Annotated in this window: 5 protein-coding genes; 4 read left to right on the top strand and 1 reads right to left on the bottom strand. The window is 40.1% G+C overall.

Annotation, left to right across the window (positions count from 1 at the left end; genetic code table 11):
• Positions 1-6,971 (bottom strand): beta strand repeat-containing protein (locus tag ACTIEV_RS00580; RefSeq protein WP_439515879.1); only part of this gene is annotated, 6,971 nt, incomplete at its 3' end.
• A gap of 277 nt (positions 6,972-7,248) precedes the next feature.
• Between ACTIEV_RS00580 and ACTIEV_RS00575 the strand changes: the two genes are divergently transcribed.
• The 4 genes from ACTIEV_RS00575 to ACTIEV_RS00560 all read left to right on the top strand — a co-directional run bounded on the left by ACTIEV_RS00575 (position 7,249) and on the right by ACTIEV_RS00560 (position 17,974).
• Positions 7,249-9,576, top strand: a complete 2,328-nt coding sequence (locus ACTIEV_RS00575; RefSeq protein ID WP_439515878.1) for an efflux RND transporter permease subunit — start codon at positions 7,249-7,251, stop codon at positions 9,574-9,576.
• 201 nt (positions 9,577-9,777) lie between these two features.
• A complete protein-coding gene (locus ACTIEV_RS00570) occupies positions 9,778-12,912 on the top strand; it encodes a SusC/RagA family TonB-linked outer membrane protein (RefSeq protein WP_322196573.1) in 3,135 nt (1,044 codons plus the stop codon).
• A 26-nt stretch (positions 12,913-12,938) separates the two neighbouring features.
• Positions 12,939-14,402: a RagB/SusD family nutrient uptake outer membrane protein gene (locus tag ACTIEV_RS00565; protein WP_322196572.1), complete on the top strand. Its 1,464-nt coding sequence runs from the start codon at positions 12,939-12,941 to the stop codon at positions 14,400-14,402.
• Positions 14,403-14,785: 383 nt separating this feature from the next.
• Entirely contained in the window at positions 14,786-17,974 is a 3,189-nt protein-coding gene (locus ACTIEV_RS00560) for a SusC/RagA family TonB-linked outer membrane protein (RefSeq protein ID WP_322196571.1), read from the top strand.
• The last annotated feature ends 8 nt before the right edge of the window (positions 17,975-17,982 follow it).

The following is a 17,982-nucleotide window of genomic DNA, read 5'->3' as shown; positions in this document are numbered from 1 at the left end:
GTTGAAGGAGCACCGGCAGCCAGTGTCCATGTACCCGTACCTGATGTAGGTGTATTACCATTGAGTGTTATCGAATTTACATTACACAGTACTTGATCAGTACCTGCGTTGGCCGGAGTAACAGGTGGAATTACAGTGATGGTAACATCATTGGAATACAATGCGGGACAAATTTCATTTTGATTCAGCGCTCTGTAAGTAGTGGTGGTATTGAGATTGTTGTAAGTATGAGTGTTGGTAGTATTGGAAATATTATTCCATGATCCACCATTATTGGTTGAATATTCCCAACGGATGATGCTACCGTTATTACCTGATAAAGTGAGTATATCAGTATTGTTAGTGGCACATACAGTTGCAGAAGCTACAAGGTTACCTGCGATAGTTGGTGGTACAATACGTATTTCAACAATATCGGAAGAACTGGCACAAAGTGTATTCGAGATCGTCCATACAAAACGATAAGTACCATAGGTAAGCCCATTAACGGTTGTTGCCGGGTCAGCAGCATTGGTAAAACTTACAATAGAGGGTGCTCCGGGAAGAACTGTCCATATGCCTGTTCCTGAAGTAGGATTATTAGCATTCAATGTTGCAGCTGTTGAATTACATATTACCTGATCTACACCTGCATTGGCAGGAGTAACTTCCGGTAATACGGTAACCGTAACAATATTCGTTACCAATGCAGGACAAACACCATTTTTTATTTGGCTGCGGTACTGTGTTGTTTGTGTAAGATTGGTATAGCTGATTGTACTTTGATTGGCAGTATTTGTAACACTTACCCATGTGATACCATTATCCGTAGAATATTCGGTTTGTACGATACTTCCAAAGAAACCGGTAAGCTGTAAGGTTCCATTATTGCTTGTAATACAAACAGTATTATCTGCACTGATAGTACCAGCTACAGTTGGTTGTTGTATAGTAATGGCTACCGTATCCTGAGAATCTGAACAAATACCATTTGAGATCGTCCATACAAAATGATAGGTACCGAAACTTAAACCACTCACAACACTATTAGGGTCTGCTGCGTTCGAAAAAGATACAGCAGTAGGGTTACCGGGAAGAGCAGACCATGTTCCCATTCCCGAAGTAGGGCTATTGCCTGCGAGTGTTGTAGATGTTGTATTACACAGGAACTGATCTGGACCAGCATTGGCTGGAGTTACCAATTCAAGCACTGTAACAGTGGCTGCAATACCTGAATACAATTCAGCACCCACACCATTTTTTACCAGCGCTCTGAATAAAGTTGTCTGCGTAAGATTATTATACGTGTAAGTATCTTGATTGGTACCTATCGTAGAAGAAATCACAGTCCATGTAGCACCATTAGTAACAGAGAGCTCCCACTGAAGAATGTTTCCGAGATAGTCGGTGAGCTGTAAAGTACCACTGTTATTACCCGTACAAACCACTGCATCGGGTCCGATGATACCCGGATTTGTTGGTGGTTGCACTGTAATCTGCATGGTATCTCTCGAAACAGGACAATAACCATTTGAGATTGTCCATACCAGTAAATATTTTCCGTCTGTTGGTGGCGTACCATGAACATAATCAAGACCTGTAATGGTTGCTTTCGGATTGGTGATTCCTGAAAAATTAAGTGGTGAGGTAGCACCCGGTACCACTGACCATACACCTGTTCCTGAACTTGGTATATTACCATTGAGTGTATAGCTCGATACACCATTGATGAATGTAGTATCAGGTCCTGCATTCGCAGGTGTTACAGGTTGTAGAACTGTAATGGTGTTGAGATTGGTATATAATGCCGGACAATTTTGGTTCTGAACAGCAGCTCTGAATGTAGTCGTTGAACTGAGGTTATTATAATCCAGTGTATTGGTAGTGTTACTCAGTGTAGTCCAGGAAGCACCATAATTAGTAGAAGATTCCCATCTGATAACATTACCTGTATTACCTATCAAAGTAAGTGTTCCATTATTAGCAATTGCACAAACAGTGGCTTCAGCAGTGATATTACCAGGTACAGAAGGAGGATGAATTACTACTTGAACGGTATCTTTTGAATCGGTACAGGTACCATTAGAAATCGTCCATACAAATTGATAAGTACCGGCAACCATACCTGTTACAGTGGTATTGTGACTAGCTGCATTGGTAAAAGTAACAATTGAAGGTGCTCCTGAAAGAACAGACCATGTACCTGCTCCTGACGTAGGATTATTGCCATTCAGGGTGATACCGGTAACATTACAAATTGACTGATCAGTACCTGCATTGGCAGTAGTTACAGCAGGTAGTACAGTAACAGTAATGATATTGGAATACTGCGGAGCACAAACACCACTTTGTACAGACACTCTGTACTGCGTAGTGGAAGAAAGATTGGTAAAGTTGATTGTATTGGTAGTGTTAGGAATATTGGTCCAAGAAGTTCCATTATCAGTAGAAGCTTCCCAATGGAGAATATTACCTGTAAAACCGGCGAGAGATAGGGTGCCACTATTAGCTGTTGCACAAACAGTAGTACTGGCAGATAAAGTACCGGGAACTGTTTGTGGATCAACAGTAATGGCAACGGTATCTTTTGAATCTGTACAAGTACCATTCGAAATGGTCCATACGAATTGATAAGTACCTACCACTAATCCATTCACAGTTGAATTAGGATTATTCGCATTGGTAAAGCTAACAGCAGAAGGAGCACCCGGAAGAACCGACCAAGTACCGGTACCATTAGTAGGCGTATTGGCAGCAAGGATAGTGGCAGTAGTGAAACAAACATGTGTATCAGTACCTGCATTAGCAGTAGTTACAGCAGGTAGTACAGTAACAGTAATGATATTGGAATATTGTGGAGCACAAACACCACTTTGTACAGATACTCTGTATTGAGTAGTGGAAGAAAGATTGGTAAAGTTGATTGTATTGGTAGTGTTAGCAATATTGGTCCAAGAAGTACCATTATCCGTAGAAGCTTCCCAATGGAGAATATTACCTGTAAAACCGGCGAGAGATAGTGTACCACTATTAGCTGTTGCACAAACAGTAGTGCTGGCAGATAAAGTGCCGGGAACAGTTTGTGGATCAACAGTAATAGCAACGGTATCTTTTGAATCAGTACAAGTACCATTCGAAATGGTCCATACAAACTGATAAGTACCTACCACTAATCCATTCACAGTTGAATTAGGATTATTCGCATTGGTAAAGCTAACAGCAGAAGGAGCACCCGAAAGAACCGACCAAGTACCGGTACCATTTGTAGGCGTATTGGCAGCAAGAATGGTGGCAGTAGTGAAACAAACATGTGTATCAGTACCTGCATTGGCAGTAGTTACAGCAGGTAGTACAGTAACAGTAATGATATTGGAATACTGTGGAGCACAAACACCACTTTGTACAGATACTCTGTACTGCGTAGTGGAAGAAAGATTGGTAAAGTTGAGTGTATTGGTAGTGCTAGCAATATTGGTCCAAGAAGTTCCATTATCAGTAGAAGCTTCCCAATGGAGAATATTACCAGTAAAACCGGCGAGAGATAGTGTACCACTATTAGCTGTTGCACAAACAGTATTACTGGCAGATAAAGTGCCCGGAACCGTTGCAGGATAAACAGTAACAATAACAGTATCTTTCAAATTTGTACAAACACCATTACTGATGGTCCACTCAAACTGATAAGTACCTGCAACCAAACCATTGACAGTGGTATGAGCATCGGCCGCATTGGTAAAACTTATAGCTGACGGACCACTGATCAGTAACCAACTTCCGCTTCCGGAACCGGGAGCTGTTGCATTTAGAGTAGTTGCAGCTACATTACATACACCAAAATCATTTCCGGCATTGGGTGTTTCAACAGGAGGAACTACTGTAACAGTAGCTGTATTGGAATACTGGGGTGGGCAAACACCGCTTTGTACATTAACTCTGTATTGGGTGGTAGTAGTAAGATTTGTATAGCTCTGTGTATTAGTGGTATTGGAGATAACAGACCAGCTACTACCATTATTCACTGAAAACTCCCAGTTCAGAATAGTACCATTATAACCATTCAATGTTAATGAGCCATTGTTTGCGGTAGCACAAACCGTGGCATTATTACCCAATGTGCCGGGAACAGTAAGTGGTGAAACAGTTATAGTAATCGCATTACTATATTCAATAGAACAGCTTCCACTTTGCACAACTGCTCTAAATGTGGTTGTTTGAGTAAGATTACTGAAAGTATAAGTATTGGTATTTACAGCATAGCTTGTAGGCCAAGTGAGACCACCATCTGTAGAAGCTTCCCAACGAATAATATTTCCGGTATATCCACTAAGTGTGAGAACGCCTGAATTACTGCCAGAACAAACTGTTGTAGTTCCGCTTAATGTTCCTGGAACAGTTAAAGGATCAACAGTAATTGTTACTGTATTTGAAAACTGACTGTTGCAACTGCCACTTTGAACAACAGCTCTGAAAATAGTTGATACTGTAAGATTATTAAATGAATGCGTATTACTTGTGTTGGCAATCGATGTCCAGTTGGTACCGCCATTAGTTGAAAATTCCCAACGAATAATATTGCCGGTATAACCTGTGAGTGAAAGTGTACCCGAATTACTACCAAAACAAACATTCATATTGCTGGACAGTGTACCCGCCACTGTTTCCGGACTGATGATCACATTCACACTATCTCTTGAAACAGCGCAGGGGCTATTTGCGATGCTCCAAACAAATACATAAGTTCCCGGAACCAATCCGCTGACAGTACTAGTAGCAAGTGAAGCGTTACTGAATGTTACGGTGGAAGGACCGGAAGCCATTGTCCAGGTTCCGTTACCAACAATAGGAGTATTGGCACTAAGCTGCGTTGATGAAAGGTTACATAATTGCAGATCAGTACCGGCAGCAGCAATTGTTGGATTTGGTTTGATAGTAATATCAGTTGAATCAATGCCGATACAACCATTCGCAGAAACGGTTGTGATCCGGTATCGAACAATTGCATTAGAGGTAGATGTATTCGTGATAATGTCAGTGATGGTATTCACAGATGAAGCAGTAGCATTTGATGAATGACCACTTGCAGTACCTGAAACAATGGAAGATGTCCAAGAAAATAAAGAACCGGCTAAAGAACTGCTTAACTGAATATTGGTAGCAACACCGGAACATATTTCTGTTGTTGTATTGGTAATGGTAAGCGTTGGATTAGGATTTACAGTAACTGTAAGCGTGTAGGGCGCTCCCGCACAACCTGCATAATATGGAGTGATGGTGTAGGTTACTACAGCTGCAGTAGTAGAGGATGCATTCACTAACAAATTGCTGATATTCCCTGAACCACTGGCTGTATTGCCACTACCTGAGCCACTCGTAAAAGCAGAAGTCCATAAAAAAGTACTACCCGGTTGTGTAGAAGACGGCGTATGCGTCAATAGTTGATTGGAACATATAGCTGTACTTGTATTGGTGCCGGTATTATTCGGATAAATTCTTAGGATCATAGAATCCTTACTCGTATTGCTTCCGCAATTACCGGTGGCATTATAAGTAGATGTTCCTGTGAAATAGAGTTTTACCAAACCACTTTGTTTGTCTGCAAGACTGGGTGTATAAGTTGGGTTCAATGAATTGGCATTTGAAAAGGTGCCGGTTCCCGATGTACTCCAAGTATAGTTATTGGTAACGTATGAAATACTGCCCGACAGTGGTACAGAATTTGTGTTGTAACAAATAGAAGTGTCTTTTGAATTGAGAATACTGGCAAGTGCCACTGCATTTTTAAATACAACCTGTGTATCACTACAACTTACACCATTGGTGGTAAACTGAACGCTTACAGTATATGCAGCAGAACTGTTGAATTGAAAACGGGGATATTGTGAAGAGGGGCTGTGTGAACCCTGAAAACTCCATGAACCTGAACTAGATACTGACCAGAGATAGCTATTACCAGCATTGGTATTACTATAAGTAACTTTATAATAAGCATCAGATGCTGAATAACTGGTAATACCATTGTTACATTCAATGACATCTTCATTCAGTTTAACCGATGCAACAGTAAGTGACACCGCAGCTGATGCTGTAATACAAGTGCTGGAAGATAAACTGGCCACATCCGGACCAACAATTACGCGATAAGCAGCACCATCGGTACTGGTAACACTGTTAATGGTATAACTGCTGGAAGTACCTGCTGTGCCGATATTTGACCAAGTGGTACCGCCATCGGTACTTTTCTGCCATTGGTAGGCAGGAGATGTGAAAGGGTTGTTGACAATAGCAGCATTGATGGTTGTGCTGGTTCCTGCACAAACAGTGGTTCCGTTGCTAAATGAAATGGTAGCAGTGGGCGTACAGGCAGTAAAAAGAATATCGTCAATCGCAAGATCATTTCCACACTGAGGCTGACCACCGTAGGCATCTACCATTTCCAATATCAATGAAGTGGTACCTGAAGGAAGAGCAAAGCTAAAACCATATTGCTGCCAATTAGGAGCTACAGTTCGATTGGCAGTAAGCGGAAGATTTCCTGTACTATATGTAGCCAATATAGTGCCTGATGTATTCTTGATATTGAATGTAACATTCGGATATACATAACCGCTGCCACAAATAGGTAGGGTATGACTGGTAGTATTAACATTGGCAAGCCATGCAGAAAAATTATAAGTAGAACCCGGACAAAGATTATCGACCTGTTGTGTAAAAAAAACAGAGCCGCCTGTTCCGGCATTCACGAGAAACATATTACCATTCGAATTGCCGGTATGGTCTGAACCAACAGCCCAATCGTTTCGACCGGAGTTCTGAACACGTGGTGTTACGATATACCTGCCATCATCCAATGCACCACTGCTTTGGAATGAATAATTGGTAGTGAAACCTGAGGGTACGGTGGTTTTGGAAGAAGAATTAGCACCTTGTCCGAATGTCTGTGAAAAAACCGGTGCTAAAGCACTGCTTGAACAAGTGCCTTGCCCTTTTACCATTGAAGAGGTATATAGACAACAAAGCAAGAGCACAACACGGTATGTGTACTTTTGGGGAGTCATGGATATTGGATATAAGATGTTAATCAGAAATCGGGCGGATAGGACTCCGATTTTCTGAAACAGCTTTCATAGGTCAATGCAATCTACACAACTAAGACGGCTAAGCCATGTTATTCTATATGACAGAATCTTCTTTTCTTTGTAGGATTACAACTACAAGATTACTCACACTCACTCTATTGTTTATATATTAAGAAAAAGACTATTTACGAAAATGTGGTATAGACTCGGTCAATTTATTATAAAGTATAGATTTTCATTGCTGTTATTGTTGATCCTTTCTACAGGAATCATGACTTATTATGCAACACAAGTAAAATTGAGTTATGAGTTTACAAGAGCAATACCAACGGATAATCCCAAATACCAGGATTATCAATCATTCCTCAAGAAGTTTGGTGGCGATGGAAACATGATGGTGGTTGGATTTGATAGCGATTCATTTTATCAAACAACTTATTTTAATGAAGTAGCACAACTTCATCAGGAAATAAAAAAGATAAAAGGCGTAACAGGTATCCTCAGTATTCCTGATGCAGTGAGTCTGAGAAACGATCGTGAAAATGCAAAACTGGTTCCCGAGAAAATTTTCAATACACCTTATACTGATCAGGCTGTACTAGATAGTAACCGAATGATCTTTGAAAATCTTCCCTTTTACAAAACATTGTTATATAGTGATTCTTCTCATTCCTATTTAATGGGAATTTCTGTGAATGGAGATACAATCAATAGTAAGAGCAGAACCAGATTGATCAACGATATAATAGCACAATTAAAATTATTTGAGGATAAGACAGGATCAACGTTACACATAAGTGGACTCCCATACATTAGAACAACGATTGGTAATAGGATTAAAGATGAAATGAATTGGTTTTTGATTGGATCCTTATTATTGTCTGCCATTACATTGCTTATTTTCTTTCGGTCATTTAGTACCATGTTCATGAGTTTGATTGTGGTGGGAATTGGTGTAGTATGGAGTTTAGGAACCATTGTTCTATTGGGTTATAAGATTACATTGCTAACTGCCCTAATACCACCTTTGATTGTAGTCATTGGTATTCCGAATTGTATTTATTTCCTCAATAAATATCATACTGCTTACCGGGATACCGGTGATAAAGAAAAAGCATTGGTTACCATGGTAGGAAGAATGGGGATTGTAACCTTGTTCTGTAACATTGCTGCTGCCATCGGTTTTGCTGTATTTGCATTAACAAAAAGTGCATTGCTACAAGAATTTGGAGCGGTCGCCGGAATTAATATCATGGCATTATTTCTGATTTCATTGATTTTTATACCCGTTGTTCTTAGTTATATCAAACCTCCGCAGCCCAAACATGTACGTTACCTGGACAATAAATTTTTAGAAAAATTACTGGTAAGAATTGAAAGATGGACCTTTCAGCATGCACGTTGGGTATACGGTGTAACCATTGTAATCAGCGTTGTAGCAATTGCGGGATTATTTAGATTAAAAAGCGAAGGGTTTATTGTAGACGATCTTCCCAAACAAGATAAAATATATACCGATCTGAAATGGTTTGAACAAAATTTTGGTGGTGTAATGCCATTGGAGATTTTGATTGATACAAAAAAGAAAAACGGGCTACTCAGAACCACCCAACCCATTTCAAAGATCGATGAACTATCTGCGTATATTGGTGCTACCCCTGAAGCTGCAAGACCATTGTCTTTCGCAGAAGGATTAAAATTTGCAAAACAGGCATATTATGATGGAGATATTTTGAGTTATGCTATTCCGTACGAAGGAGATCTTGCATTTATGGGTCCGTACTTGCGACAATCTGGTGATAGTGGAAAGACAGCAGAGACGGGTGTATCAAAAATCATCAGCAATTTTATGGATAGTAGTAAACAAGTAGCTCGTATCACTGTAAATATGAAAGATGTAGGTAGTGTAAAACTACCACTGCTGATTGCAGATTATGAAAAGAAAGCCAAAGAAATATTTGATACTGCTTCGTACCATATCAGTTTTACGGGTAGTAGCATTACTTTTTTGGAAGGGTCGAGTTTTATCATCAAGGGGTTGAAAGAAAGTATTTTCTGGGCATTTTTATTAATCACAATTTGTATGCTGTATCTGTTTCGTTCGATCAGAATACTATTTTGTTCTCTTATCCCCAATCTAATTCCTCTTTTGATCACAGCTGGGGTCATGGGTTGGGTAGGAATAGCGCTGAAGCCCTCTACGGTTCTAGTTTTTAGCGTAGCACTTGGTATTGCGATTGATGTCACCATTCGTTTTCTCATTAACTATAAACAGGAGTTACCCCATTATAATTATCAAGTGCCGCAAACACTGGTGCAAACAATACAACATACAGGCATTAGTATCATTTACACATCATTGGTGTTGATTGCCGGTTTTATAATTTTTTGTATAAGTGACTTTGGTGGTACTAAAGCATTGGGATGGCTTACATCTTTAACATTGATTACAGGAACACTCACGAATCTGATACTTCTACCGGTTTTGATTTTACATTTACGGAAAAAGACTAAAAAATAGAAAACTTGTTTAAAGCGGCTTTAGAAATTCGCGAATGAATTTCTAAAGTCTCAAGAATATTTTTAATTGTTTATCACCTTTTTACATAGATAAATAAAAAAAATATGTTTATCTAACCCTCTTTTTCCTCTCCCAAACAGCGTTTTTTAGCCTCGTACTGTCTAGATTTAACACTTCTATAAACCTTAAACTAAGATGCGCATGAGAAAATTATTGGCACTTGTTGCCAGTGTTGTGCTATTAATGACACAACTTCAGGCACAAACGAGCCGTACCCTCACAGGAAAGGTAACGGACTCAAAAGGGACACCACTTACCGGTGTGACCGTTTCTGCTGGCTCAGACAGGAGAACAGTTTCAGACAATGCGGGCAATTTTACCATTCAGGTAGGAGCAAATGTCCGTTCCCTTCGTTTCACTTATGTTGGCTTTAACATTCTAGACGCCAGCATCTCTGACAAGAATTCCATAACTGTCAGTATGACTGAAGAAGACAAGTCATTGTCTGAAGTGGTGGTAGTAGGTTATGGTACACAAAAGAAAAAGGAGATCACTGGTAGTATTGCCAGTGTAAAAGGGGAAGCATTGGCCAACAAGCCAACCCAAAGTTTTGATCAGGCATTGGGTGGTCGTGCTGCCGGTGTACAGGTGAATATTCCGAATGGTGTATTGAATGCACCACCGGTTATTCGTATTCGCGGTACCAACTCTATTTCCTTATCATCTTATCCATTAATCGTACTGGATGGAGTTCCAATGTTTACCGGTGATTTTAGCGGCGTTGGTGGTGCAGCTGGCAATATTCTGGCAAGCATTAATCCGAATGATATTGAAAGTGTAGACGTTGCGAAAGATGCGGCTGCAACTGCTATCTATGGTAGCCGTGCTGCAAATGGTGTATTGTTTATCACCACTAAAAAAGGTAAATCCGGTCGTTCTAAAGTTACTTTAGATAGCTGGGTTGGATTTAGTCAGGTTCAGCGTTTACCAACGTTGTTAGATGCATTCCAATACACTGATTTTAAAAATGAAGCTTTACGTAATGCAGGTACATTCAATGCCGCTACGAACGCATTTGCTTTAACAAATGGGCCTGATGGACAACCTATCAACACTCGTTGGTATGACTATGTGTACCGCACTGGTGTACAGCATAGTAATACGATCAGTATTTCAGGTGCCAATGAGTCTACCAACTATTATTTTTCTGCAGGATATACTAATCAGGAAGGTATTCTTAAAAGAAACGATTATCAGCGTTTGTCATTGACCATGAATGTTGATCATAAAGTAGGTAAAGCAGTAAATATTGGAGGAAAGATTCAATATTCAAGTGAAAAAAATCTGGCTGCAGTTAGTTCTGGTTCATTGGGTGATGCATTTGCAACTGCAGGTTTGGGTCGTGTAGTACAAGTTACTGCACCAAATATCTCTCCTTATAACAATGATGGTACCTACAATTACAATGGAGCTTTAATTGGAGTAATGGGTAACAGAGTTGGTCAGGTTGGATTTAACAACCCCGTTATTCAATTGGATCTGAATAGAAACAACAACTACATTGAACATGTTATCAGCAATGTATACGCTCAAGTTAAACCCTTCAGTTGGTTAACGGCAAGGACAAACTACGGCATTGACTATGTACTTACAGATAATGACTCTTATTTCCACCCGATTTCTGGGGAAGGGTTTGCGTCAAACGGTTCCGTTACTGCAACGTTTAGCAAGAATAAAAGATGGGTTTGGACTACCACTTTACAATTTGATAAAACTTTTGGTGAAAAACACAATGTAAGTGCATTGGCTGGTATTGAGCATCAAAAGTCTGATGGTAACAGTTTTGGTTTGAACCGTATTACAGTAAATGACCCAGCTTTCACTAACATTCAGGGTGGATGGACTACGCCAAATGCTGCCGGGTTGGGTATCGGTGAAAACTATCTCTATTCTGAGTTTGGTCGTGTTCAATATAATTTCGATCGTAAATACTATTTAACCGCTAACCTCCGCAGAGATGGTGCTTCTCAATTAGGCGCTAACTCTAAGTATGGTACATTCTGGGGCATATCTGCTGGTTGGGAAGTGATGAACGAGAAGTTTTGGACTTCCGCTAAACTAGATCGTATTTTCAGTAGCTTTAAAGTGAGAGCCAGTTATGGTAAAGTAGGTAATATCGGTGGTCTTGGAAACTTTGCTTCTCTGTCTCAGTTCGCTTCCGGACTGTATGGCGGAAATGGTACAGTAGCTTATAGTCAGGCAGGTAACCCTAACTTAACATGGGAAACCAGTAAAAAAACCGATGTAGGTATCAATTTTGGTATTCTGAAAGATCGAATGACCTTCGAAATTGGTTACTATAATAGCGATAACGATGGATTGTTGTTGTTCGTACCACAACCTCCATCAGCTGGTTTGCCTTCTACCATTCCTCAGAACATTGGTAGTATGTACAACAGAGGTTTAGAATTTGCTGTAAATTTCTCAGCAGTACAGAAGAAGGATTTCAGCTGGAATACTTCTTTCAACCTCTCTACCAATGATAACAAAGTAAATTCATTGGCTCCTGGTATTAACAGTATCATCGGTTCTACCGGTGGATTGGAAAATCCTAACATTACTGTACCGGGTCAGCCCATCTCTATGATTTTTGTTACCCGTACAAAAGGAGTAGATCCTGCAACCGGTCGCAGAATCTTTATCAACGCTCAAGGTCGTGAAGTATTCTTCCAGCATGTGGCTCCTGCCGGACAAGCACGTTTCATGTATGCAGATGGAACAACTGCTCCTACAGTAAGTAACGCAGATGCGGTGGTTTACAAGAATACACATGCTAAGATTTTTGGTGGTTGGGAAAATACTTTCCGCTTCAAAGGATTTGAATTAACTGCATTGTTGACTTATCAGTTTGGTAACTGGATTTATTTCGGTTCACAAGCCGGTTTGAGAGATCAGCGTTTCTGGAACAATGAAGTAGCCATTTTGAATAGATGGCAAAAAGCAGGAGATGTAACAGCGATACCAAAACCCGTATTTGGCGATAACGTATCGAATGGTTCTTCTTTCCCGCTTGATATCAATGTATTCAGAGGTGATTTCGTTAAGTTGAGAACATTAACAGTTGGCTATAATCTTCCAAAGTCATTATTGGAAAAGATCAAGATCACAAGTGCTCGTTTCTATGTTAATGGAAATAACCTGTTGATCCTGACCAAATATCCTGGTCCAGATCCTGAGGTTTCATCCAATGGTAATGGTACTACCAACTTTGGTGTAGACAGAAACACAGTTGCCAACCAAAGAACCTTAACCGTAGGTTTGAATATTGGCTTCTAATTGTTAAACTATTAATGTAGCAGAAAATGAAAAATAAAATATTATATGTAATCATGGCTGCAGCAGTGGTACAATTAACCTCCTGCGCCAAGGATAAATTCATAAGCCCTGTTCCAACGAACGCCATCTCTGATCTTACTGCCTTTGACAGTAAAGATAGAGTGGAGGGTCAGGTACGTGCCATTTATGCCTCTATCAAAAATGCAGGTATGTATGGCGGTCGTTATCAGATCTTCAACGATATTAGAGGTGAAGAATTCAATAATGAACGTACTAATGTTGTAACTGGTTTCGATGTATGGAACTATACGCCAAGTAACAGTTCAACCAACAGTGTACTGAATCATTGGTCAAGAGCATACTATGTGATCAATCTTGCCAACGTATTCATTGATGGTATGGCAGCTAAAGGAACCAGCGTTGTAGGTGCTGCACTCTCCAATAATTATTTGGGAGAAGCTCGCTTACTGCGAGCAATGAGTTATTATTCTTTACTTCAATTGTACGCTCGTCCATTCTGGGATGGTAACGGAAGTAAACCCGGTGTTCCTTTGCGTTTAACGGGTAATACCGGTTCCGGTGATTATGCATTGGCTCGTGCTACTGTTGCTGAGGTATATAACCAGATATTAGCTGATCTTAATTTCGCTGAGCAGAATCTGCCATTGACTCAAGCCAATGCAACATTGAATACTACCCGTGCACATAGAAATACTGCTATTGCTTTAAAAACAAGGGTATTATTGAGCATGCGTCGTTATGCAGATGTTATCACAGAAGCCAACAAAATTGTAAGTGCAACCGCACCATTTGTAGCTTCAACGGGTGTTCCTCATGCATTACAAGCAGATTACAGAACCATGTTCACATCGAACTACACTACTACAGAATCTATCTTGTCCATGCCGTTTGCTTCTAATGAACAACCTGGTGGACAAAATCAATTGGGTTATTATTATGGTCCATCTGCATTCAATGGTGGTAATGGCGAATACTCTTTATTGCCCACAGGAATCATTGGAGATGCCGGATGGTTACCAACTGACAGAAGAAGAAGCTTCGTACAAGTATTCAGTGGAAAAAGCTATTTAACCAAATATAGTGTACCTTCTACTTTCATAGACTGGGCTCCAGTAATCCGATATGCAGAAGTATTATTAAACTTAGCAGAAGCACGTGTTCGTTCAACCAATACGGTAGATGCACAAGCCATAGCATTACTGAATGCAGTTCGCGGTCGTTCAGATGCCACTACTATTTTCACTCCGCTCAATTTTGCGAATGCAGATGCATTAGCCAATGCGATTGTGAATGAAAGACGTATTGAGTTCCTCGGAGAAGGATTAAGAGGAACCGATCTTACCAGATTGGGTCTACCATTACCTGCTAAACCAGGTGTGGGAGCAATTGCCCCAACAGCTCAACAATATATCTGGCCGATTTCTTCTACTGAATTGTTATTGAATCCATTGTGTGTAGATAACAACTAATATCAACTTCATTGAACGAAGTGCTTGTAAAAGAGGCTGTATCAAAAGTCCGATACAGCCTCTTTTTATTCGGGTACCTGATGGAGAAAGTTTTCATTTAGGCGATTCTCAAAGCCTTCTTTTTACTTTTGAGACTTCCTCTTTTTTGATGGGCTTCAGTAGGCCTAGTCAATGATGTCAAAGCTTTCATGTAATCCTTAGGCCATATCGGCTTCATCACTATCATTATTATATTAGCTATTTTTTCATATAACCTTTGGTGTAATCAGAACCGTTAAAAGGTAAAAAGTCGGTAAAATGGTTTTTTGCAGCATTGTTTAATATATTTATGTCTTACTCCTGCATGATTCATTACCATTTCGTTAATTTTTAAAAACTGATTTATGAGAAAACTTGTCACAGTCTTACTGTGCTTTTTACTGGCTGCTACCCAGTTAATGGCACAGAACAAAACCATTACCGGTAAGGTAACGGATGAAAAAGACGGAACACCTATTGCGGGTGTATCAGTTACGGTAACCGGTGCTACGGGTACAGTAACAACTGCTGATGGAACCTTTAGAATAGTGGTTCCCACCTCGGCTAAAACCATGGAATTTAGTTATGTAGGATTTGCCACACAGCGATTAAACATTGCTCCAACCATGACTGTAGCATTGAAAAGAGAAGATGCTAATTTGGATGAAGTAGTAGTAGTAGCTTATGGTACTGCTAAGAAAGAAACATTAACCGGTTCTGTAGGACAAATCAAATCAGCCGATTATGCTAAACGTCCTATTTCGAATGTAACTGCAGCCATTGAAGGTGCTATTCCGGGCGTAGTTACTTCTACAGCGAATGGTCAGCCCGGATCAGGTATCAGTATCCGTGTTCGTGGATTCGGTTCTATCAATGCTACTTCAGAACCTTTATTTGTGGTAGATGGTGTGCCTTATGTAGGTGGAACATCCAATATTAATCCGGATGATGTAGAAAGTACTACCATTTTAAAAGATGCGGCGGCTACTGCTTTATATGGTTCAAGAGCTGCGAATGGGGTAGTAATGATTACCACTAAAAAAGGTCGCAAAGGCAGAAACAATATTTCTGTTAGAGGATTACAGGGTGTAGTAACAAGAGGCTTACCCGAATATGAAAGAGTAGATGCATTTCAATATTACCCATTGATGTGGGAGTCTTACCGTAACTCATTGGTATATCCTGCATCGGGTGCAGCTATCTCAATGGACTCTGCAAGCAGAGTAGCATCTGGATTAACTACCCGTACCGGTATTCAGGGTTTATTGTCCTATAATCCTTTTAACGTGCCCAATAATGCAATTGTGGATGTCAATGGACAACTGAATCCAAGTGCAAGTTTGATTTATGGAGATGATTTGGATTGGACCAGAGACCTCATGCGTGACGGGGTTAGAAAAGACTATTCCGTAAACTTCAGCGGCGGAGCCGATAAATCAGATTACTTTTTCTCAATGGGTTATCTAAAAGAAACTGGGTATACGATACGTTCAGACTTTGAAAGATTTACAGCCAGACTGAATATGAACGTGCAGCCATTACCTTGGCTTAAAACAGGGTTGAATATTTCCGGTAATTATTCCAGCTCTAATACCGCCAGTGATGGAGGAAGTACAAACTTTGTAAATCCATTCTTTTATTCCAGAAATATAGGACCTATCTATCCTGTATATGCACATGATATGACTACTGGTGCTTATTTGATAGATCCTACAACCGGTATGCGTTTCTGGGATCTGGGGAATATGGGTGGAGCCATGGGCGTTCCCAACAGACCCAGCGGTGCATTTGCCGGTCGACATGCGCTGGCTGAAACAACGCTCAATGAGCAGTATTTCAGAAGAACAGTAGTGAGTGCCAGACAATATACTGATATCACTTTCTTGCGTGATTTTAAATTCACCAATAATGTTTCCGTGGATTTTGAAAACCAATACAATGGTTCTTTCCAGAATACGCTCGTAGGTGATGGAGCTCCTGCCGGTCGTGCTGATCGTGAATTTGGTTCATCAACCGGATTGGTATTAAGTCAAATTTTAAATTATGGCAGAAGATTTGGCAGCAGCCACAGATTAGATGCCTTGGTAGGTCATGAAAGTTATAATCAACTTGACTTGGGTTTACGTGGATTTAAGCAAGGACAGTCTTTGTCTGGAAATACTGAGTTGAATAATTTCACCACCATTAACTCTGCTACTTCTTCATTAGATCGCTATCGTATTGAAAGCTTTTTCTCTAGAGTTAACTACGATTACAAAGGAAAATATTTTGCTTCCGGAAGTATTCGTAGAGATGGTAACTCCCGTTTCGCACGCGATTCCAGATGGGGTACTTTCTGGTCTATTGGTGGTGGATGGAATTTGGATAAAGAAGATTTCATGAAAAATGTTTCATGGGTCAATCTCTTGAAATTAAGAGGTTCTTACGGTGTAGTAGGTGTTGCTGATGGTATTGGTTTTTATGCTTACCAAGGTTTATATGCATTTGCCAACAATGCTAATGAGCCGGGTATTGTGCAAAGTCAGACTGCATTCCTGAACCGAGAGTTGACTTGGGAAACCAATAAGCAGCTTGATATAGGAGTAGACTTTTCATTATTCAAAGGTCGTATCAACGGTTCATTTGAGTACTATAACAGAAATTCTACTGACCTGTTGTTTGCAGTACCGCAACCACTATCAAGTGGCGCTCTAACAGTGAATCAAAATACCGCTACCATGTATAATCGTGGATTGGAATTGCAATTAACTGGAGATATCATCAAGAATAAAAACCTGATCTGGAATATGGGGGTAAACCTGTCTACCGTTACCAATAAAATTACCAAGATGCCAGAGAGTGTTCCTGAGTTTATTACCGGAACCAAAAAATATGCAGTAGGTAATTCTATTTTTGACTATTGGTTACGTAGTTATTATGGAGTAGACCCAACTGATGGCGCTGCATTGTATGTTGCTGAGAATACTGCACCTGGACCAACAGTGAGGCTTATCAATAACAAATCAGGTGGTGTTGATACAGTAACCACTGCTATTGCGAACGGTAAGTTTGCCAATTTGGGAACTACCATTCCGGATCTCTACGGTAGTTTCACGCAATCAATTACCTATAAGAACTTTACGCTGAGTGCATTATTTACTTTCCAGATTGGCGGTAAAACCTATGATGGTTTATATGCAGGTCTGATGTCATCAGGAACTTATGGCGCAGCAGTGCATACTGATATTCTGAAAAGATGGCAAAAGCCTGGCGATATTACGGATGTTCCGCGTTTAGATGCGGGCAGAACAGCTGATTTCAACGCTGCTTCTTCAAGATGGTTAATTGATGCCTCTTATTTGAATATCAGAAACATCAATTTGACTTATACATTGCCTAAGTCACTCATCTCAAAAATCAAAGCAAACAATGCTCAGGTTTTTGCAACAGTAGAGAACGTTGCATTTTTCTCAAAGAGAAAGGGTATGAATAATCAGCAGGCATTCAGTGGTGTTACATCTAATGCTTATCCGCCATCAAGAGTATTCACACTTGGATTTACCTTAAACCTATAAACAGACAG

This window comes from Sediminibacterium sp. (genome assembly GCF_051861365.1).
GTDB lineage: Bacteria > Bacteroidota > Bacteroidia > Chitinophagales > Chitinophagaceae > Sediminibacterium.
Note: the sequence above shows the minus strand (reverse complement) of the source record. Positions and strands in the feature narration are given on the sequence as shown.